This is a genomic window from Exiguobacterium sp. s133 (assembly GCF_018618595.1).
GTDB lineage: Bacteria > Bacillota > Bacilli > Exiguobacteriales > Exiguobacteriaceae > Exiguobacterium_A > Exiguobacterium_A oxidotolerans.
The window spans coordinates 1-18,320 of the sequence record NZ_JACSMK010000007.1 but is presented as its reverse complement, the minus strand read 5'-3'; the positions used below and the strand labels follow the sequence as shown (position 1 = coordinate 18,320).

The window sequence follows — 18,320 nt, the reverse complement described above, 5'->3', positions numbered from 1 at the left end:
TTTATTCTATCCCTTTCTCAATACATTTTTGATATCCTATCCAATCAATCGTTTCTTTAAGCGAACGAAACTCTTTCGTGCTGATTTCTATTTGTAAATCTAAATTTTCTATTTCACTTATAATTTTTTTATAGGTAAATGTTGACATCGCTCTAGTTAATATAAATATTTTTTTGTATTCATTTCTACTTAAATCTATTAATAGTTTTTTCAATTCTTCCGAGTTCATTATTAATAGCTCAGGATAAAAATCACATAAAAATTCATAATCTTTAGAGCAAACAAATATCCATTTCCCATAAAAAAAATCGTTTTCTATGGTTTTTTTATCTATCTTTATATAATTTTCATTAATATATTTGTTTTTCTCGGTGATTTCAGCTAATTTTCGGCTCTCATCTTTTATTTGTGATGTAAGTTCACTTATACTTTTAGTTTTATTACTGATATCTTCTTTTAAAAAATTTTTTTCATTTAATATTCTTTTGTTTTCTAATTTAATGTTTTCAATTTCTTTTTTCATCTCAAAAATAGAGGAGTTTTTAGTTTTTTCAAGATTTTTTTTTGTGATTACTTCATTAGAAAGAATTTTTTTATATTTATTGACTACTTCTTCTTTTTCAGTCAATTCTTTTTGAAATGCATCATTTTTGGTAGACTCTTCTTTAACTTTTTTGTTCATATTCTCTATCAATTCGATAAAAAATTCATCCAGACTATAATTTAATAGAAATGAGAACTTATCAATTTTTTCTGCATTTTTTTCTATATACTTTAAATAAGAAAATATTCTATCTTCTTCAGTTTTAAATTTGGTGGAGATAAGATCAACTGAGGACATTTTTTCTATAGATAAAATACTATTTTTCACATTAGTGCTAATCTTAATATTATTTTCACTGAAATGATTAGACAAATAATCAATTATGATATTTTTTCTTTCTTTTGATACATTGAATGAATTAAATTCTTCTTCAGGTATTTCATTTAAAAAGGTTTTTAAATAGTATTGGTTTGAATTAATTGCTTCCTTAGTTTTTTCTATAATACTATTCGAATCTTCAAGATTATTTGAGCACAAAAGTAAAAACCCGTTTGCTTGAGAAACTTTATTTTCATTTATAAGTAAGTACAATAACTGTTCAGTAAAACCAGATGGAAATCTTGCAAATTCTTTTTTTACTTTATTGATGTATACATACAAGGGATCGCTTTTATTTTTTTTTCTTTTTTTTATCATGTTAACCGTAAGAGAACCTAATACTTTTCTTGAAAGTTCTTTTTTATCTTCGTATGCATATTTTTTTTTTAGCAGCATAGGTTCCTTAAAAAAACTTAATAAGTCATCATAATCATCTTCAGTCGCCAACTCTAAAAATACATTTACAAAATCCATATCTTACTCCTTAAAAATAAATTTAAATCACACAATTATATCATAAAAAGTACATTTATTAGGAGTTTAATTTGAAATAATTGTATAGTCTATAATTTACAATCTCAAAAATTATATGATGTAATGAAATACTAAATTTATCATTTTTCAAAATACATAATTCATCTAAATTAAATGAAAATTGATTCCCCATCCTTGGAAACGGCATCTTCTTTAACAGTTTTTCTACTTTAATAGCATCAAACGGTCCTTTTAACTCCGACGTTTGTGCATCCTTCACTTCCCGATACTTCTCTGCATGCAGATACTGATAAAAGAACGGTGCCACTTCTTCAGCCGTAATCGGCTCCATCCAACGTTCTTCTCCTCGCTCGAGCATCGACAGCAAGACAACCATCTTGTAACTCCGGTTCATGACCGTTTTTTCGACCTGTTCAATCAATTCACGGTTAGCATCATAGGTCTCAACTTCTTCATCCGTCAATTCACCTTGTTCCTTCAGGAAACCAACGTACGAGCCCCACTCTTGTTTATAACCCGTCGGCACGGCTGTCAGTTGACCAATCTCAACGTAGGTTGGACGACGCCCAAGATCGAGTTTCACTTGTTCATAGCTTTCGATCAAACGCAGTTTACGCTGATTCGGTTGACGCATCCGATGAATGATATTCAGCGCTTCTGTATCGAACTCGATGATGCATCCCTTTGGTGGGGTAATCGGCTCCTTGTCCCCCCGCTTGAGCTTGTCTTTTACTGTTCCAAGCAACATCAGCTTCGTTTCGACGTTTTTATAGTTCCCAATCAAATCGATGATGACACAATGTGATTTCTCACTCGCTAAACGTAAGCCCCGTCCAATTTGCTGGGTGTAGATTGCAATTGATTCCGTCGGTCGACAGAATAGTAACGTATCGACTTTCGGAATGTCGACTCCTTCATTAAACAAATCAACCGTAAAGACGATTTCTAACATTCCCTGTTCAAACTCTTGGATCCGCTCCCGTCGATTAATGGTCTGTCCGGTCAAGGCAATCGCTTGGTGTCCCATTTCCCGGAACGTCAGCGCTAAGTATTCAGCTTGACGGATCGACGAACAAAAGCCGATCGTCTTCGTCTGCCGGTGCTTCGACCAGGCGGCATAGATGTTTTCTGAGACTGCCCGATCAATCTGCGCCTGTTCCAGTTCCATCGCATCATATTTCCGTCCCATCCGCCGCATTTGCGAGTAGTCGATGACATCATGAATCCCGTAATAATGAAACGGTGTCAGGAATCCTTCGTTGATCGCTGACGTGAAGTGCATCTGAAACGCAACGTTATTGTCGCACAGTGCATAGACGTCCGCTCCGTCCATCCGGTCCGGCGTCGCTGTCAGTCCCAGCAAAAACCGGGGGTCGAAATGCGCAAGCACTTTTTGATAACTTTTAGCTGCTGCGTGGTGAAACTCATCGATGATGATCAAATCAAAATGGTCTTTTGCAAACCGTTCGAGATGCCGGTTTTGGGATAACGTTTGGACTGATCCAAACAGCACGTCCGTCTGTTCATCGTTCGTACGGTCTGATCCAATATAAAAGGCTGTCTGCCAATTGGGTTCGACCTTTTGAAACGAACGTTCCGCTTGTTCCAGCAACTCGCGTTGATGTGCGAGGAACAGAATCCGCTTAAAACCACGTGCAAAGAATGCACTGAGATACGTTTTTCCAAGACCGGTCGCAAGCACAGTCAAAGCACGCGTCCGTCCTTCTTCCATCGTTTCCCGGAGTGCCCGTAATACTTCCTCCTGCACCCGGTGCGGCAGAATCTCCTCGGACGTGACGATCTGTTCCTCCGCATAATCAACTTCCGGTTCCGCAACATATTGCCGTGCGTCATGTTCTTGCCGGTACGCTTCGAGGACAATCGGATTCAGGTCTTGAGCTGCTTCACTTAAATAAAGATCCATGAATGCCTCAATCGCATCATCCAAGATATGCGGCGCGACGGCTTGCGGTAAATGGAGATTCCACTCAACACCTGTTCGGAACGCACTTTTAGAGATATTCGACGAGCCGACAATCGACAGACCCGTCTCTGCATTGCGAAACAAATAAGCTTTCGGATGAAACGCCCGACCGCCGGAGCGATAAAACCGAATCGACAGACCGTCCAGTTTCAATAATTCTGCCAACGCCTCCGGGTCCGTAATATGTAAGTAGTCGCCAATCAAAAAATGCACATCAGCGCCCCGTTCAACGGCGCGACGCAACGCCGGTAACAACAGTTCAACACCCGAGCGTTGTGCGAAGGCGGCGACGATATAGACTTCCTCCGCCTGATCAATGGCATCGACGAGTGAGTCATATAAATGGTGTGTCGTCAGCTTCGCTTCCGGGATCAATCTTCTACCTCGACAAGATAAAGCCGTTCTTCAAAACCGCCGCGCTTTCGCTGTTTCGCCTGTCGGACGGCTTCCAGTTCCTCGACTGTCACGCCGTGCGTCTTCGCTAGTGCCTGAATCAGTTCGAGCAGGTCAGCCAGCTCCTCGACTGCATCTGCGTCCGTCACCGCAGCTTCATATTCCGCGACTTCCTCATGGAGCTTTCGTTTTGCTTCCGCTAAAAACTCTTCCGGCTCAAGCGTACGGAACGTCGCCTGCTTTCCGGTTTTCGCAATGATGGTTGGAATTTCGTCTCGGACTAACTTATGATAAAGAGGCATTTTGCTTCACTCCTTGTATGTAATAGTAACGTTGTCACAACTATCCTACAGTTAGACGTAAATCGCACGCCATATCCCTATTCACCACCCAAAATCATAGGAGGTTCTTTTCATGAACGCATTCAAAAAAATCAACACAGACCAGGCACCTGCTGCCATCGGTCCCTATTCGCAAGGTTTCATCGCCAATGGTACGTTCTATGCCTCCGGTCAGATTCCGATTGACCCGGCAACCGGTGAACTCGTTGCCGGCGGGATTGCCGAACAGACGGAACAGGTCATGAAAAACGTCGATGCAATCTTAAAAGAAGCCGGCCTGACACCGGACCGTGTCGTCAAGACGACGTGTTACTTAACGAGCATGGAGCACTTTGCGGCCTTCAATGAAGTTTATGCCGCGTACTTCGAACCGCATCACCATTTCCCGGCCCGTTCATGTATCGCTGTCAAAGAGTTGCCGAAGGGTGCTTTGGTCGAAGTCGAGATTTTAGGATTAGTCTAATGCATTGCAACACGTCACTGTTGGTGGCGTGTTTTCATTTTCGTAATTCCCAGCGCCCTGTCCCTTTGCCTGTCTCACTGTAGAACAAATCCTTCGTTCCTTCATATAACTCACACTCACTCGCATGAAAATAGATTAATTTTCGGATGCGGGCATCGAGTCCGGCTTCCGTCGAAAAACGTGACACATCTAAATCGTTTCGCTCTCGTACACGCTGGTAAAGCTCTGTCAACTCCAGTTGGCGTTCTGTCCTCAAGATTTCGATGATGGCTTTTAATAATGCTTCACTGCTTTCAGTCATCAGGGTCTCCTCCACTCATTCAGTTATCTGCTTTTTCATCCGTCTTTTTGCTTCCCGTGACATCGCGACGACCACCGCAATTAACTGCGGGATGAGCATCAACAGACTGACAAACAGAATCAGTTGTTCTGCTGTCAGCGGTTTAAAATACCAGTCCCAGCCGAAGTCGTTCCTCTGTCCCGCAAAATAAACCGAGACGAAATAAGACACGAGATTGCCGAAAACTACAAACAACAGATGACTAAAACGTTGTCCGACAAAGGCGAGTGCCGTAAACATGACAAGTAACAGCAAATAACCAAGTAACGTTCCCGTTTTGAAATCTTCCAATAATGCAAAATAAACGAACGGAACCGTGTACCCGATTAGGACGATCAGTCCGACCAGCCCTTTTTTCATCTCGTTTCCTCCCCGCTTTCTGTACATTGTCCATAGAGCCAGTCCCGCAGCACTTCCCACTCTTCTGGAAAGGCATTACTGCCGCGAGATGCCCCGTCTCCACCTGGACCACTCCAACTGATTTCCCAGTCCGTCCCGTCGAGAATCAGCCACTCCGTCTCATAAATCGGTTTCCAGTCGGCTACCTTTGCTTGCGTCAACCGTTGTTCAAGCACCGCTTGTTGCTTTGACGAGAGCCGCTTGATTTTAGGTTCTTCCCGCCCGTCCTCTTCGTATCGCAATTCCCCGGTCGCCCTAGTCCAGAAGAACGTTTGCCCTTGCCCCATCCCGGACTCCCGGTAGCGAAATCGATTTATCTGCTTTTGGTTCATATCCAGCTCTCCTCGCTGTACTTTCCCTGGTATTCCCATTGTAATTCATTTTCCGTTTTCTACCTATCACAAAAAATAAACAGGTACCCTTTGTCGTACATTTCTAATACGATAAAAGAATACTTTTTTTGAAGGAGGTCTTTCCCATGACCAATCAACATCTCTTCTTATTCGGCGGTGGACCGCCGTTCCCGCCAACACTCTGTGCCGCGTTTGCCGATTGTGTAGACGGACCCGGACCCGTCGCCTTACTTTATGTTCCGCGTCCCGGTTCGTCCTTCTCAAGTTACGCACCGGTTTATACGGATGCGTTAGCCGCCTGTGGGATAACCGACTTTTTCCACTTGCCGTTGTCGCCCCATCCGACCGACGGACAGCTTCAACAGTTGAGCAAAAGCACAGGCATCATCATCTCGGGTGGGGAAACGGAATGTTATCAGGATTACATCCTCAACACGCCAATCGGCGCCGTCATCCAAGAACGGTACCGCTCTGGTGTCCCGGTCGCTGGTTTTTCTGCCGGGGCATTACTCGCACCGGACGAGTGCCGGATTCCGGCAATCGATCAGCGGGACGGTCGGGACTTAGTCCTTGAAGGACTCGGTCTCTTACCGGACGCCGTCCTCTCCGTCCATTACGATACTTGGGATGAAGTTGCGAATTTACAACAGGCATTTATTACGACCGGAAGCCTATACGGTTACGGTTTACCGGAACGGACAGGGATTTACCTTAACAACAATCAACTCGTACGACAGGAAGGCCCCCTGCCTGTCGTGCTCAAGCGAACGGAGGAACACATATGCCAACCATCATCACCGCCGTCAAAGGCATCATCCGGCAAGATCACCGAATCCTGATCGTCCAGCGTGCCGCTGCCGACTCGGGTGGCGGGACCTGGGAATGTCCGGGCGGGAAGATTGATTTCGGGGAGCAACCGGAAGCGAGTCTGATCCGTGAAGTCCGGGAGGAAACGGGACTCTCAGTCACGGTCGACCGGATTGCGTATGCCTCCAGTTTCCTGACCCACTCCGACCGCCAAGTCATCTTACTCGTCTATTTCTGTACGGCGGAAACCAATGCTGTCAGCTTATCGGACGAACACGACGCCTATCTTTGGGCTGACGAAGCAATGATTCGGAAACAGATTGCACCGAACATCTTAACTGACTTTGAGCGGTATCAGATATTTCCTCAGCTCGTCTCGACTTGAAAACACGTCACGTGAAGTGGCGTGTTTTTTTGTTGTCCTGCCCACCAGGACAGATCGTCTTTTTCCTGAAATGCAACTTCCTTGATTGCATCACGTCACGAGGTTGACGTCGTCATTCCTTAAGTAAATTTACATATTTGTTTAATTGCACCCAAATATATATTAAGATTGTTATATATTGAAAATCAGCTTAGCGCCAGCTTCAGGGATGTTGAGAAAACAGACGGGTGTGCTTAAGTGAAAGGAGTGCGGCATGAAAAAACGAATGTACCTTGCATTACCGCTAGCGGCCCTGTTACTGACGGGATGTGCGAGCGACGAGGAGACAGTTTCTTCGACAGACACGAAGACGGAGGAACGTGCTCCAAAAGAAGAGACGCCGCAGACGAGCGACATCAAAGAACCGACAGCGGACATCGTTAAAGAAGACGCGAAACAGGAGACGCCTCCTGCAGAGCCGGTTGCGAAAGAGACGACCGAAAAAAAATCAGACACGACAACGGATCAAAAAGAAACAGAAGACAAGCCCTCGGTCACGGCGTCCAGCAATGATCCGTTCACCGGATACAAACAGATTCAAGTCGATGGCGGCGACCAGTCCGGAGACCGTCAGGCGAACGTCGTCGTCGATATCGGGTTCGGGGACCGTGAATACTGGGCATTTACGAACAAGCATGGACAACTCGTCAAAGTCATCGCCAAAAAAATCACCTTACAAAATGATAAAACGGAAGACGTGACGTCAGCCGGTCGCTACTATCATGATGAAGCGAAGGTTCCGGGTGTCGAACACCGTGATCTTGATGAAGGACATGTCATCGCCGATTCGCTTGGCGGTGTCTCGAACGCCTACAACATCACGCCGCAGGACAGCACGCTCAATCGCCACGGCGATCAAGCCTACATGGAAGATACTATCCGTAAAGCCGGTGGTGCGACGAATTTCGAAGCGATCATCCGCTATGAAACGACGAAAACACAAATTCCTTCGAGTTATCAGTACACGTACACAATCAAAGGCAACGTCATCGTCGACAAGTTCGATAACATCAACCCGGATGGTGTCAACGCGTCGCTCGGTCTGACCGAGAGTCCGGAAAGTAAACCGAAGGCTGAACCAAAGGCAGCGCCAAAAGCAACACCAAAAGCTGAACCGAAGGCGAAAACGCCTGCCGCTTCGACACCAAGCACGACGCCGGAAACGGGCGGTGACGTCTCAAGCGTCGATGCGAACGGAAACGGACAAGTCACGATCCAGGAAGCGAAGGATGCCGGTTTCAGCATGCCGATCCGGAGTGACCACTGGCTCTATCCGTACATGCGGGACAACGATAACGACGGCATGGTCGGTGAATGACAACACGAAAAAGGCAGGCTCCGCGGAGCTGCCTTTTTTTAATTATGTGTCATATCATAACCGACGACTTTGTTGCGCCCCGTCTGTTTTGCCTGATACAGCGCCTGATCGGCTTTTTGGACGACTTCGAACGCCGTCTTGGCTTGGTCGGACGATGCGACACCCATCGAAAGCGTGACATGGAAAGCCGGATACGGTTTGAAGATGAAGTGTTGATCGGCGCACGCCGTCCGAATCCGTTCCCCGAGTTGCTCCGCTTCACGGTGCGAGATATCCGGCAGGACGACGACGAATTCCTCGCCGCCATACCGGGTGACGAGTCCCGTTTCCGGACAAAACGTCGTCAACAGATGACTGAGTTGCCGTAAGACGACATCCCCGCCATCATGTCCGTATTCGTCATTGACCGACTTGAAGAAGTCGATATCGACGATCAGGACCGAGAAGGCATACCCGTGTTTGTCATAGTCGGCCAATGTCTCATCGAGTTTCCGCCGATTGGCGAGATTCGTCAGACTGTCCGTCAAGGCAAGCTCCTGCTGGGCTTGGACGAACTGGAAATGTTTCCGTAACTCCTGCAGAAAACGAAACGTCACGTACCCTCCGAGGAGATTGAAGATGATGTAGACGAATGACATCTCGAAAAACCGAATGAACGTATCCGTCAACAAGTACAGGGCCGGTAAGCTGTAGCCGATTCCGATGCTCAGTAGGACAAGGTAGTCTTTGAACGTCTGGGCAGCAAAGCGACGGTAAATACTTGCCGTGACGAGTAAAGCAAGACAAATCAGTGTCGCGAGAATCAAACCTTGGTAGACACCGGGTGGCGTGACGAGAAAGCGGGCCCCGATGACGGCGACCGTCGTCAATGCGCCACTGATCCAGCCGCCGTAATAATACGCCGTGACGAGCGCGACGAGTCGTAAATCAATCTTCGCTCCATCGTAGGAGATACTGTTTAAGACGAGCAGTGCCCCGATCACGCTTGCAATCAATCCGACGGCAAGTCGGATCCGGATGGAGGAGTGCGGTGAAATGCGTTTGATGTTGCGCATCGGTAAGAAGGCGAACAGCAGGGACGTAATCAAAAGGGAAAAGTTTAATAGAAACTGGTTGAACTGACTCAACACGACGATCGACATCCCTTCAAAAAATAGCTTTTTCTGTCTATATCTTCTTTATCGTCTTACCGGAACCCTTTTTCTAGCCGTTTCGCAGGTTTTCCATTTTCTTAAAAGGGAATCATTATGACAGATGCATCTGTTAATTCGTAAAAGGGGGAACTACCTGTGGACATGAACGAAGAAAAACGAAAAAGTAAAATGCCTTTCTTCATCGGGCTCGTCATCGTCATCTTTTTAATCGTCGCCGCTGCGTTAATCATCTACGTCACGTCTGAACCGAAAGAGGAAACGCAACAGCTCCTCCAACTGACGGTGAGCCAAATCACGCCGTACTTACCACTTGCCGGCTAACGACACCTTACTTTTTTTCAACCAAAAGGGCAGACCGATTTTCTTCGGACTGCCCTTTCCTTCTGCCTACACGACATACCGCGCCTCTTTCTTATCGATGATATTGCGGACCCGGTTTTCAGTCACCCCGTACACGAGCGCAAGCTTTCGAATCGACGCTTCGCCCGTCCGGTAGCGCCGCCGGATCTCCCGAATCTGCCACGCCGACAATTCAACATGGTCCGTCAACAGCAGATCGAATTCAGCGAGCAAGGAAGCATAGGCTTGACTTGGCGAAGGCTTGACCGACAGATTATCGATGTGGTCGTTCAACCGGTCATGATCCGCCCGGACGAGACGCTCCTCGCAGGCAGTCGGGTCAAGAAACGCCCGGGCGACGAGTTCACCGACGTAAAACCGTTCACCACGCCCCTGCTGATACAGCGTCACTTTCCGGTAGCCGTCCTGATTGATTCGCGGACGCAGGACGACACCCGTGCGCCGCTGTTTGACGCCACGGCTTGTCTCGACAATCCGGTCGAGCGAACGGACGTTGCCTGACGTCGAGACCTGATAACTTCCCTCATACCCCTGCACCATCTTCCAATGTTCCATATGAGCAATGACCTCCATTCGGTCCTAAAACGCCAACAGTTCTTACTCCCATTATACAATAAAGCGAACAAACGTTCTAATTTTAATGTTCCTTTTTTGTATGGTAATCTAACAAAAAAAAGGAAACGGGGTCTTTCGATGAAATTTGTTTTGCTGCTCGGTCCTCAGGCCGTCGGAAAGATGACAATCGGTCAGGAACTCGAACGGTTGACCGGGATGAAGTTGTTTCATAACCACCAGACGATCGATTTGCTGTTGCCCTATTTCGACTTTTCAAAGCCCGCCCATCACAGGCTGAAGGACTTGATCCGCCGGGAGATGTTCAAAGAGATGGCGGTCAGCGATCTCGAAGGTGTCCTCTTCACGTTCCTCTGCCTGTTCGGGGTCGAAGGCGGAGGGATTGAGTTCATTGAGGAAACGGTCGCATTGTTTGAAGAGGCGGGTTCCGACGTCTATATCGTCGAACTCGAAGCCTCTGTCGCAACACGGCTCATGCGGAATAAGACGGAAAACCGTCTTGCCCATAAGTTTACGAAACGAGATCTCGCCGCTTCCGAAAACGACTTACTCGAGACGGCAGACGGCTACCGGACGTCCTCCCTGCCAGGAGAACTGCCGTACCCGAACTACTTCCGCCTGGATACGGAAGGACGCTCTGCCGCAGAGAGTGCCGAAGCAATCTGCGCCCGCTTCGGCTGGTCTTATAACCCCGTCGGTCAAAAATAGAGAGGAGAATGCCGCTTGACGTCACAACCGAAGGAATACCGTTCACTTGTCCTGACCTTCATTCTCTTGATCGTCAGCCTCCTGTTATTTTTCGGACTGAACGGACGGACGTTCCCGAACATGAGCCTTTGGGTCCCGATCAGTCTATATTCGCTCGTCGGCGTCGGCTATGTGATGTCACTCCTGATTGCGCTCCGGTTGAAAAACACTGTCATCAAGACCTTCAGCCTGCTTGCCACTCTGATGCTGTTGCTCCCGCTCGTGATTTGGGTTTATCTCCTGCTGCTTGCGAACGGCATCTCGGAACCTTAAAAAAAGAGGACAAGCCGTTCGCAGTCTGCGACGCGGATTGTCCTCTTTTTCGTTTAGTGCGTCAAGGCTAACGAAAATCCGTCATCCGTTCTCTCAAATCCACTCTTCTCCCAAACGACGGCTTCCCCGCCTCTGCCCGTCACGGACGGTAACAATAATGTCCGTGCCAGATACGCCGTGATGACCCTCAAGGCTTCTTCAACGTAGCCGGCGGCGTCGGACGGATCGATTGCGTCATAGCTGAGTTGCTGACCGGCTAACTGCATCGTCGCAACCTGTTGGTGCTCGTCCCACAGCTCCAATGTCCAAACACAGCCGTCTGTCGTATCCACCGCTTCGATGTGTAAGCGGGACGTCGTAAAGTCAGGATGGCGTCCGTTCATCTTCATTCCTCCCCTGTCACGTCAAACGTTGCCGTTGCGTAAGCTTGCCCATTAATCAAGATGGTCACACGATGCGTCCCCGGATAGTGGACGCGTCTCGTCAAGTTCCGAAACGATTGCCGTTTTGTAAACGTCTCCCGTCCAGCCACCTGTCGTTCACTAATCCGAAAGACCTTTTGACTCATTCCCCGCTGTTTGACATAGTCAATCGCATATTCAATCCGCAGGACTTGCGGTTCCGTCGTCGTGAGGCTAAATGTAAACGACAGCTCGCCTCCGATCGGCAGCGACGGTGTCCCCGTCAAATCATCGACTGTGACCGTGCCGCGTGTCACGAGACCAAATGCCTTTAGGACGTCCGGGTGTCCTTGTTTCAGCAACGTCCGTGAAGCGTGACGCAACACCCAGTCCACACGGGGATCGGTCCCGAGCTGATCGAGTCGTTCAATCACAAGTTCCGGGTGCGTCTTCGTGATGTCGTTCAAGTGATTGGCGACACTCTTGCGGACGTAAAGTGAGTCGTCGGTCAGCAACCGGTCGAGCAGCGGCAGAACGGGACGCGGATCGGCAATCAACGCCGGGATCGCCTGTCCCCATGGTAAGCGTGGACGTGTCCCTTCCGATGCCAGGCGCCGGACATGTTCATCGTCCGACGTGCTCCAGAGCAGTGCCTGTTGTAAGTACCGGTCTTGGTCGGTCAGTAAAAACCGCCGGACGGCGAACTCCGCCGTCGAATACGGCGTCAGCCGTTCGAGTGCCAGCAACGCCCGGTCCCAGTCGTCGCCGTAGAGCTCGATATAGTCGGGAAACACGATCCCGGCGAGTCCCGTGAACTCCGGGGCAAGCCGTTCGAGTTCTGTCGCCGCCATATCAAATTCACGTGGCACATACGATCCAAGCGACGTCGAAATCCGGCGGACCCGTTGTTTGAAGGCGAGTTCCTCCCAGTCGGTTTGTTTGATGTCCTGCTGCAGCCGCGGCGCATCCAGCGCCCGCCCCAGGCGGTCGAGCCAGTCGTCCGAGAAGACATCTTTAATCAGTGCCATGTGAAATCAAGTCCTTTCGTCGTTCGGTTTCGAGCAATGTCGCTTTCCGGGCGAGCCCGCCGGCGTACCCGCCCAAATCACCGTTCGCCCGAATGACGCGGTGACACGGGATGACGAGTGCCAGTTGATTGGCACCATTTGCCCGGGCGACGGCCCGGACCGCAAGCGGATTACCGATCCGGATGGCGAGTTCTTGATAAGAAATCGTCTCTCCGGACGGAATTTGCTCCAACTCGGCCCAGACGCGGCGTTGGAACGGCGTTCCGTAGAGGGCACGTGGTGTCTTGAACTGAAGCAGTGTCCCGGCGAAATAGTCGGTCAGCTCCTGTCCGATTTGCTCAAAGATGATTGATTCCCCCGGGACGATGACGGCCCGTGCCGCGAGACGGAGCCGTTCGATCTCCCGTTCCAGTCCTCGGCGATCAACGAATTCAAGCAAATGAAGGGCTTCCTCGTCTGCAATCGCGAGCATCGGACCGAGTGGCGTATCGAGCCATTTCGCCTGCAAGTAGGTCCCGTCCCAGCGTTTTGGTGTCGCACCCATGATTTTTGCGAAAGCATCCCGAAAGCCGCTGCTCGATTCGTAGCCACCCGCGAGCTGGGCCTCGATGACCGGTTTCCCGGTCCGGATTTCTTTCATCGCCAGTCCCATCCGACGTGAGCGGGCATACTCGACGAACGTCATCCCGAAGCGTTTTTTGAATTGGCGGCGCGCCGTTGACGCATCGAGTCCAAGTTCCCGGAAATCGCCCTCCTTAAATCGTTTTTCCGGTGTCGCTTCGACAGCGGCAACAAGACGGCTGATGATGTCACTCGCACCGGGGTGCGACAAGGGTTTACAGCGGAGACACGGGCGATATGAAGCGAGTAAGGCTTCTTTCGCCGTCCCGTAAAATTCACAGTTCTCGCGTTTCGGTTTCCGGGCAGGACAGGACGGCCGGCAAAAGATGCCTGTCGTCTTGACGCCGACGAAGAACCGCCCTTCATAGGTCGCATCCCGGCGGACGAGTGCCGCATAATACTCTTCTGTTTGATGGTCCTCCATGCGATCGCCTCCTTCTTTCCTTCAGTATACCGAGTTCTTCCGATGGGATGTCGCCGAAAATCAGGCATCGATGTGTTTGTTTTTGCGACGTGCCTGATCCGGACGCGTGTCCACTTCAAAAAAAAATCCGCCTCTTCAGCCACAGATGGCTGAGAAACGGATCGTGCTTTCATTTAACGCTTTGGTTTACGTCGCAGGAGGAGGAACGTCACGAAGGCACTGAGCAATAGACTACTGACAATCCACGGTAAGATACGCGGGACGATACCTGGCTCGACTGCACGATCTTCGACCGGGATGATTTCGCTCGATGTCAATGGATCCTGCAACAGATGTTCAACTGCCACTGCATGCAGTTCTGGTGTCATGAGAGCTATGAAGACGACGAAGACGAGTACTACTACCACGCCGATGGTTCGTTTCATTGTTCCTCCTCCTTTCCTGATTTTTATTTTCACGATCGTCTTCTAATAAAAATTCGTTTTTTAAAGAATGCCCGAGAGTAGGAATCGAATCTTGAATCCTTCAAAATCATTGAGTCTGCAATCTAATGCGACTGACTTAAACGTCAGTCTTTACAGAGACAAAGGTGACCGACGTTACATCCGCCACCCTCCTCTCGTCTAAAAGAACGCACGCGCTTCAGGCGACTTTTTTGAGTCATCTCCGTCAGACAGCTTATTGTTGTTCGCGACGACCGCGGATTGCAAAAAATCCTAGAAGTGAAGCGGCTGCAATTCCGAACAGTGACCATAAGATACCGGCTGACGATTGAGTTTCAGCGGCTCCACCAAGACCTGTGTTCGGCATGCTTGCTGGCGTCCCTTGGAATTTATCCGGGAATTGATCGACGATTGCTGTCGCTGTTCCTTCACCGACTCCGTACATATGACCGTAAGCTTCACGGATTGCCGGGTACGTTTTATCGTAGTCTTTTTCATTGTAGCTATTGAAGGCGAGTAACAATTGATCAACGTGCATCTTCAAGCCTTCTTCCAGGTCTTTTGACTTCAGGCGACCTTCCGTTGCTGCATCAAGGAAGGCAGCTTGTTCGACACGGTATTCGTCGAGCTCTTTGACGGCCATGTCACGTGCGTCTTCATCTTCCGCCCCCGTTGCTTTGACATAGTCGACGAAGTAGCCGATGTGGCTCGACCAGATTTTTTTGAATTCTTTCGCTGCATCACTACCGTAGACCGAGCCGATTGATGCTGTCAGGTCGTCCGTGTTTTCACTGAGTGCACCGGCTGCGGCATCAAAGTCTTTTGCTCCTTCAATCCCTTTTTGCATCGCAAGTATTGCGAGTGCCGCGTGTTCCGAGAAGTTGTGGTTCAGACCGGCACGTAAATCGGCTGCGGGTGTATTGACTTTCGTATTTTCAAATTTATCCGGGTATTGATCGACGATTGCTCCCGATAATCCTTCCCCGACCATGTACATATGCTCGATTGCTTTTCGCAAATTGCTGTACGTGGCGTCATAATCACCTGCAACGTAACTGTCGAACGACGTCAAGAGTTGGGTGACGTGGACTTTTAAGCCACCTTCGAGATCAGCTGCTTTCAATCGCCCTTCCGTTGCTTTATCCAAAAAGGCTGCCTGTTCGACGCGGTACGAATCGAGGTCATCGAGCGCTTTTTGTTTTGCTTCCTCATCTTCTGCCCCTGTTGCTTTCACGTAATCGACGAAGTAACCGATGTGACTTTTCCAAATTTCTTTAAAGGCTTCTCCGCCTTCATCCCCGTAAACTGATCCGACGGCTGCTGAGAGATCATCGGCATTTTGATTCAGTGCACCTGCTGCTTGATCAAAATCATCCGCCCCATCAATCCCTTTTTGCATTGCAACGACTGCGAGGTAGGCATGTTCCGATAAAAGCTGATCGAGTGTCGCCCGGAGGTCGGACGCTGGTGAGGAGACATCGAGAGACATGTTTCCGGAGCTGGCCATCTTGCTGTGATCTTCATGACCATGGGCACTGACGCCGGCTGCCGGAATCAACAATGCGGCACTGAGTGGAACTGCGAGAAACGACTTTTTCATTTTCATCTTGTAAACACCCCTTTATTTTTTTGGACTACACATAGATAACGTAAGAAGTTCACAAATAGTTTTGATTTTTAATATTTTTCCCAAAAAAATAAAGACTTCGGCAGCGAAGTCCTTATTTCCCATTAATGATGTCCATGATGATCCGTCTGTTCCCCTGCCGGTACGGCCTGTTTCAATAAGCTCTGTGCCGCCTCGAGCTCTTTTTCTGACACATCCCCCACTTGAACGAGTGCTTTTGGTGTGTAGACATGCGAACCGACATGGACCATACCATTGACGAGATAGACACCGGCTTTTTTAAAAGGAATACTGCTGACATAATGTCCCTGTTTCTGTTCTGCCATATACGTTTCTGTCTCGTCACTTCCTACTGGCGTAACTTGAACATGCACCTGATCGATGGCTTGCGGGTTCTCAATTTCAAGCGCGACCGTCGTGTTCGTGTCTGCTGCGATTTTCTCCGGTGCGTAAAGTCCGACTTTCATCGCAGGCGCAGCCGCTTTTGTCTCGAACTGACAGCCGGCCAGTAACACCATACTACTGGCGAATAAACCTGTTAATACGAATCGTTTCATGCTGCCGCCTCCTTATTTCCTTTACGTCGACGCGTGAAAATCAAGAAATCGAGTACGAGGATTGTCATGACCGACAGTGCCGCGAGTGGCATCGTCAAACTGATCACTACAATCAAACCGGCAACGATTTTTTGCACGCGTTGATCACTCGCCCGTTTTGGTGGCGCTAGTTTTCCTGCACCATTTCGGCGTTTCCACCATAGAACAAATGAGCTGGCGACGATGAAGATTAATCCTAGACACAGTGCTAATCCGACGAGTTGATTCAAGAAACCAAACAACCGTCCTTCATGAAACCCAATCCCAAGCGTAATGCCCTTCGCGAGGAGTCCGTAGTCTGCATAAGAGACATTGGATAAGACCGTTCCCGAATATTGATCGAGATTAATCGTCGCTTCTTTGGTCGGCGCACTTTGAAGAGAGGATAACGTATAGACCCCTGTTTCCCCTTGTGGAAGTGTAATTTGATACGGGCGTCCCATCCCTAACTGTTTCGCTTCAGCTGCGACTTCCGTCACAGACAGTGTCAACGGTCGGGCTGGTCCCGAACTCGGAACGACGTCGTTTTGTGTCGCCCAAGGAATATCCGTCGCAATGTCCTTCGTGACGATTTTTGACGCCATACTTTCATCCGGTCCGTACGCAAACTGTGGATAATTCGAATTGGCTTTCGTCGCAATCGTATTGATCCACTGACCTGCGACACCCGACCATGCGAGTCCGGAACCGATGATCACGAGTAATCCGATCGTTGACCAGACGGCAACTGAACCATGAAGCCCCTTCCAAAAATTACGTGCTCCGTTTTTCTGTCTGAAGGACGGGAAAAATACACGCTTGAAGCTCCCCGTTTTCCCTCGTGGCCAAAAGAGATACGTTCCTGTCACCAATAAAATGATTGCCCAGCTCGCTGCAAGTTCGACGAGAAGATTTCCGGCTTTCCCAGCAAACAATTCCCCATGAATTGTTTTAATAAAGCCGAGTGGTCCTGCCCCGAGTCGTTTCCCCGTCACTTCACCCGTGTATGGATCAACATAGACATATCCCGACTCCTCTTTGAACGTCACGCCAATCCGTGTCGTCCGGTCTTGTTGCTCAAACTGACCAAGCGAAGAAATACCCGCCTCTGGATATTTGTCCGCGACAGCTTTCATCTGATCTTCGAGCGGCAGACGTTGCCCTGTCTCTTCCGTGAAGATCATGTCACGGTACAACATATCCTCCAGTTGCGGTTTAAATAAGTAAATCGATCCTGTGACGGCAAGTATGATAAAAATCGGTGCAAAAATAATGCCTGCATAAAAATGCCACCGCCACATCGATTGGTACCAGCTCTGCTGCACGCGCGAAGCTTGATTCCGTTCTTTCATGATCATATCCCCCGTTCTTTCCTATATATGTCCCACATGTGAACACGTCTTTAATTATAAGCGGTTACATCAAGCCAACTTTTAACACACTATGGCGAATTCTTGCCAATCCAGTGTTGTTTCTGCGTAGTCCCTATGAAGAAAATGCACACATACTGGAGTCTTTTTTCATAGATTCCACAAATGACTTAAAAAAGATTTCACTTTTTTTTGCTTTTTTAAATCCAAACGAAATCCGGGTGCGTATGCTGTTCAGAACGATGAGGAAACGAATTACCAGATTGGTTAAAATAAAACCCAAATTTGAAAGGATGATTACAAATGAAACACACTAAAAAATTCGCAGCATCAGCAATGGCAGCAGCACTCGTATTACCAGGAACGGCGGCGTTTGCATCAGGCGGTTCAGACGACATGATGCATGAGGACAAAGCAAAAAACGTCACGGTCAAAACGAAAGCAGCAGATCTTCGTGCGACACTCGACCAATTGCTTTCTGAGCA

Annotated in this window: 22 protein-coding genes and 1 pseudogene; 8 read left to right on the top strand and 15 right to left on the bottom strand. The window is 48.6% G+C overall.

The window, feature by feature from the left end; genetic code table 11:
* Position 1 precedes the first annotated feature (1 nt).
* From KNP96_RS10490 to KNP96_RS10480, 3 genes are read right to left on the bottom strand one after another with little or no spacing between them, the layout of a single operon-like run.
* Positions 2 to 1,396 (bottom strand): V-type ATP synthase subunit I domain-containing protein, encoded by a 1,395-nt coding sequence (locus tag KNP96_RS10490; RefSeq protein ID WP_214770377.1) that lies wholly within the window; start codon positions 1,394 to 1,396, stop codon positions 2 to 4.
* Between the two features lie 58 nt (positions 1,397 to 1,454).
* Positions 1,455 to 3,776, bottom strand: a complete 2,322-nt coding sequence (locus KNP96_RS10485; RefSeq protein ID WP_214770374.1) for a DEAD/DEAH box helicase family protein — start codon at positions 3,774 to 3,776, stop codon at positions 1,455 to 1,457.
* Positions 3,773 to 4,096 carry a nucleoside triphosphate pyrophosphohydrolase gene (locus KNP96_RS10480; protein WP_214770371.1) on the bottom strand — a complete coding sequence of 108 codons (324 nt, stop codon included), beginning with the start codon at positions 4,094 to 4,096 and terminating at the stop codon, positions 3,773 to 3,775. Before KNP96_RS10480 ends, KNP96_RS10485 begins: the two co-directional genes overlap by 4 nt.
* A 112-nt stretch (positions 4,097 to 4,208) precedes the next feature.
* Here KNP96_RS10480 and KNP96_RS10475 point away from each other — a divergent pair, with 112 nt between their 5' ends.
* Positions 4,209 to 4,598, top strand: coding sequence for a RidA family protein (locus KNP96_RS10475; RefSeq protein ID WP_214770368.1), 390 nt, complete (start codon positions 4,209 to 4,211; stop codon positions 4,596 to 4,598).
* A gap of 34 nt (positions 4,599 to 4,632) precedes the next feature.
* Here the strand turns inward: KNP96_RS10475 and KNP96_RS10470 are convergent, their stop codons facing one another.
* The 3 genes from KNP96_RS10470 to KNP96_RS10460 are packed head-to-tail and all read right to left on the bottom strand — an operon-like array spanning position 4,633 to position 5,669.
* The gene (locus KNP96_RS10470; protein ID WP_214770365.1) at positions 4,633 to 4,899 is read right to left on the bottom strand and encodes a hypothetical protein; all 267 of its coding nucleotides are present in this window, start codon (positions 4,897 to 4,899) and stop codon (positions 4,633 to 4,635) included.
* A gap of 15 nt (positions 4,900 to 4,914) precedes the next feature.
* On the bottom strand, positions 4,915 to 5,298 hold the full coding sequence (locus KNP96_RS10465) for a hypothetical protein (protein WP_214770363.1): 384 nt from the start codon (positions 5,296 to 5,298) through the stop codon (positions 4,915 to 4,917).
* Positions 5,295 to 5,669 carry a hypothetical protein gene (locus KNP96_RS10460; protein WP_214770361.1) on the bottom strand — a complete coding sequence of 125 codons (375 nt, stop codon included), beginning with the start codon at positions 5,667 to 5,669 and terminating at the stop codon, positions 5,295 to 5,297. Before KNP96_RS10460 ends, KNP96_RS10465 begins: the two co-directional genes overlap by 4 nt.
* Positions 5,670 to 5,815: 146 nt before the next feature.
* Here KNP96_RS10460 and KNP96_RS10455 point away from each other — a divergent pair, with 146 nt between their 5' ends.
* From KNP96_RS10455 to KNP96_RS10445, 3 genes are all read left to right on the top strand, one after another.
* Positions 5,816 to 6,529, top strand: a complete 714-nt coding sequence (locus KNP96_RS10455; protein WP_214770359.1) for a Type 1 glutamine amidotransferase-like domain-containing protein — start codon at positions 5,816 to 5,818, stop codon at positions 6,527 to 6,529.
* Positions 6,472 to 6,882: an NUDIX hydrolase gene (locus tag KNP96_RS10450; protein WP_214770357.1), complete on the top strand. Its 411-nt coding sequence runs from the start codon at positions 6,472 to 6,474 to the stop codon at positions 6,880 to 6,882. Before KNP96_RS10455 ends, KNP96_RS10450 begins: the two co-directional genes overlap by 58 nt.
* 253 nt (positions 6,883 to 7,135) lie before the next feature.
* Positions 7,136 to 8,239: a DNA/RNA non-specific endonuclease gene (locus KNP96_RS10445; protein ID WP_214770355.1), complete on the top strand. Its 1,104-nt coding sequence runs from the start codon at positions 7,136 to 7,138 to the stop codon at positions 8,237 to 8,239.
* 38 nt (positions 8,240 to 8,277) lie between these two features.
* Here the strand turns inward: KNP96_RS10445 and KNP96_RS10440 are convergent, their stop codons facing one another.
* A complete protein-coding gene (locus tag KNP96_RS10440; RefSeq protein WP_214770353.1) occupies positions 8,278 to 9,369 on the bottom strand; it encodes a GGDEF domain-containing protein in 1,092 nt (363 codons plus the stop codon).
* A 165-nt stretch (positions 9,370 to 9,534) separates the two neighbouring features.
* Between KNP96_RS10440 and KNP96_RS10435 the strand changes: the two genes are divergently transcribed.
* Entirely contained in the window at positions 9,535 to 9,714 is a 180-nt protein-coding gene (locus tag KNP96_RS10435) for a hypothetical protein (RefSeq protein ID WP_239456898.1), read from the top strand.
* A gap of 66 nt (positions 9,715 to 9,780) precedes the next feature.
* Here KNP96_RS10435 and KNP96_RS10430 read toward each other — a convergent pair whose 3' ends face one another.
* Positions 9,781 to 10,308: an NUMOD4 domain-containing protein gene (locus KNP96_RS10430; RefSeq protein WP_214770351.1), complete on the bottom strand. Its 528-nt coding sequence runs from the start codon at positions 10,306 to 10,308 to the stop codon at positions 9,781 to 9,783.
* A 138-nt stretch (positions 10,309 to 10,446) separates the two neighbouring features.
* Between KNP96_RS10430 and KNP96_RS10425 the strand changes: the two genes are divergently transcribed.
* On the top strand, positions 10,447 to 11,034 hold the full coding sequence (locus tag KNP96_RS10425) for a DEAD/DEAH box helicase family protein (RefSeq protein ID WP_214770349.1): 588 nt from the start codon (positions 10,447 to 10,449) through the stop codon (positions 11,032 to 11,034).
* Positions 11,035 to 11,049: 15 nt separating this feature from the next.
* A complete protein-coding gene (locus KNP96_RS10420) occupies positions 11,050 to 11,346 on the top strand; it encodes a hypothetical protein (protein WP_214770347.1) in 297 nt (98 codons plus the stop codon).
* Between the two features lie 53 nt (positions 11,347 to 11,399).
* On the opposite strand, the gene KNP96_RS10415 is transcribed toward KNP96_RS10420, so the two are convergent.
* The 7 genes from KNP96_RS10415 to KNP96_RS10385 all read right to left on the bottom strand — a co-directional run bounded on the left by KNP96_RS10415 (position 11,400) and on the right by KNP96_RS10385 (position 17,817).
* Positions 11,400 to 11,729, bottom strand: a complete 330-nt coding sequence (locus KNP96_RS10415) for a hypothetical protein (RefSeq protein ID WP_214770344.1) — start codon at positions 11,727 to 11,729, stop codon at positions 11,400 to 11,402.
* A gap of 2 nt (positions 11,730 to 11,731) precedes the next feature.
* Positions 11,732 to 12,775 (bottom strand): DNA alkylation repair protein, encoded by a 1,044-nt coding sequence (locus KNP96_RS10410; RefSeq protein ID WP_214770341.1) that lies wholly within the window; start codon positions 12,773 to 12,775, stop codon positions 11,732 to 11,734.
* Complete coding sequence (locus tag KNP96_RS10405) at positions 12,762 to 13,820, bottom strand: bifunctional transcriptional activator/DNA repair enzyme AdaA (protein WP_214770338.1); 1,059 nt, start codon at positions 13,818 to 13,820, stop codon at positions 12,762 to 12,764. The genes KNP96_RS10410 and KNP96_RS10405 overlap by 14 nt, the downstream gene beginning before the upstream one ends.
* 173 nt (positions 13,821 to 13,993) lie before the next feature.
* Entirely contained in the window at positions 13,994 to 14,245 is a 252-nt protein-coding gene (locus KNP96_RS10400; protein WP_088836138.1) for a hypothetical protein, read from the bottom strand.
* A 253-nt stretch (positions 14,246 to 14,498) separates the two neighbouring features.
* The gene (locus tag KNP96_RS10395) at positions 14,499 to 15,869 is read right to left on the bottom strand and encodes a copper amine oxidase (protein WP_214770335.1); all 1,371 of its coding nucleotides are present in this window, start codon (positions 15,867 to 15,869) and stop codon (positions 14,499 to 14,501) included.
* 125 nt (positions 15,870 to 15,994) lie between these two features.
* Complete coding sequence (locus KNP96_RS10390; RefSeq protein ID WP_088836136.1) at positions 15,995 to 16,447, bottom strand: hypothetical protein; 453 nt, start codon at positions 16,445 to 16,447, stop codon at positions 15,995 to 15,997.
* Entirely contained in the window at positions 16,444 to 17,817 is a 1,374-nt protein-coding gene (locus KNP96_RS10385; RefSeq protein ID WP_239456801.1) for a PepSY-associated TM helix domain-containing protein, read from the bottom strand. Before KNP96_RS10385 ends, KNP96_RS10390 begins: the two co-directional genes overlap by 4 nt.
* A gap of 321 nt (positions 17,818 to 18,138) precedes the next feature.
* On the opposite strand from KNP96_RS10385, the pseudogene KNP96_RS10380 reads away from it, so the two are divergent.
* Positions 18,139 to 18,320: pseudogene (locus KNP96_RS10380) on the top strand (copper amine oxidase); the annotation flags it as partial.

Coding starts and splice junctions, on each gene's coding strand:
- KNP96_RS10490 (WP_214770377.1), bottom strand. CDS start 1,396: ATGGATTTTGTAAATGTATTTTTAGAGTTGGCGACTGAAGATGATTAT.
- KNP96_RS10480 (WP_214770371.1), bottom strand. CDS start 4,096: ATGCCTCTTTATCATAAGTTAGTCCGAGACGAAATTCCAACCATCATT.
- KNP96_RS10475 (WP_214770368.1), top strand. CDS start 4,209: ATGAACGCATTCAAAAAAATCAACACAGACCAGGCACCTGCTGCCATC.
- KNP96_RS10470 (WP_214770365.1), bottom strand. CDS start 4,899: ATGACTGAAAGCAGTGAAGCATTATTAAAAGCCATCATCGAAATCTTG.
- KNP96_RS10465 (WP_214770363.1), bottom strand. CDS start 5,298: ATGAAAAAAGGGCTGGTCGGACTGATCGTCCTAATCGGGTACACGGTT.
- KNP96_RS10460 (WP_214770361.1), bottom strand. CDS start 5,669: ATGAACCAAAAGCAGATAAATCGATTTCGCTACCGGGAGTCCGGGATG.
- KNP96_RS10455 (WP_214770359.1), top strand. CDS start 5,816: ATGACCAATCAACATCTCTTCTTATTCGGCGGTGGACCGCCGTTCCCG.
- KNP96_RS10450 (WP_214770357.1), top strand. CDS start 6,472: ATGCCAACCATCATCACCGCCGTCAAAGGCATCATCCGGCAAGATCAC.
- KNP96_RS10445 (WP_214770355.1), top strand. CDS start 7,136: ATGAAAAAACGAATGTACCTTGCATTACCGCTAGCGGCCCTGTTACTG.
- KNP96_RS10435 (WP_239456898.1), top strand. CDS start 9,535: ATGAACGAAGAAAAACGAAAAAGTAAAATGCCTTTCTTCATCGGGCTC.
- KNP96_RS10430 (WP_214770351.1), bottom strand. CDS start 10,308: ATGGAACATTGGAAGATGGTGCAGGGGTATGAGGGAAGTTATCAGGTC.
- KNP96_RS10425 (WP_214770349.1), top strand. CDS start 10,447: ATGAAATTTGTTTTGCTGCTCGGTCCTCAGGCCGTCGGAAAGATGACA.
- KNP96_RS10415 (WP_214770344.1), bottom strand. CDS start 11,729: ATGAACGGACGCCATCCTGACTTTACGACGTCCCGCTTACACATCGAA.
- KNP96_RS10410 (WP_214770341.1), bottom strand. CDS start 12,775: ATGGCACTGATTAAAGATGTCTTCTCGGACGACTGGCTCGACCGCCTG.
- KNP96_RS10405 (WP_214770338.1), bottom strand. CDS start 13,820: ATGGAGGACCATCAAACAGAAGAGTATTATGCGGCACTCGTCCGCCGG.
- KNP96_RS10400 (WP_088836138.1), bottom strand. CDS start 14,245: ATGAAACGAACCATCGGCGTGGTAGTAGTACTCGTCTTCGTCGTCTTC.
- KNP96_RS10395 (WP_214770335.1), bottom strand. CDS start 15,869: ATGAAAATGAAAAAGTCGTTTCTCGCAGTTCCACTCAGTGCCGCATTG.
- KNP96_RS10390 (WP_088836136.1), bottom strand. CDS start 16,447: ATGAAACGATTCGTATTAACAGGTTTATTCGCCAGTAGTATGGTGTTA.
- KNP96_RS10385 (WP_239456801.1), bottom strand. CDS start 17,817: ATGAAAGAACGGAATCAAGCTTCGCGCGTGCAGCAGAGCTGGTACCAA.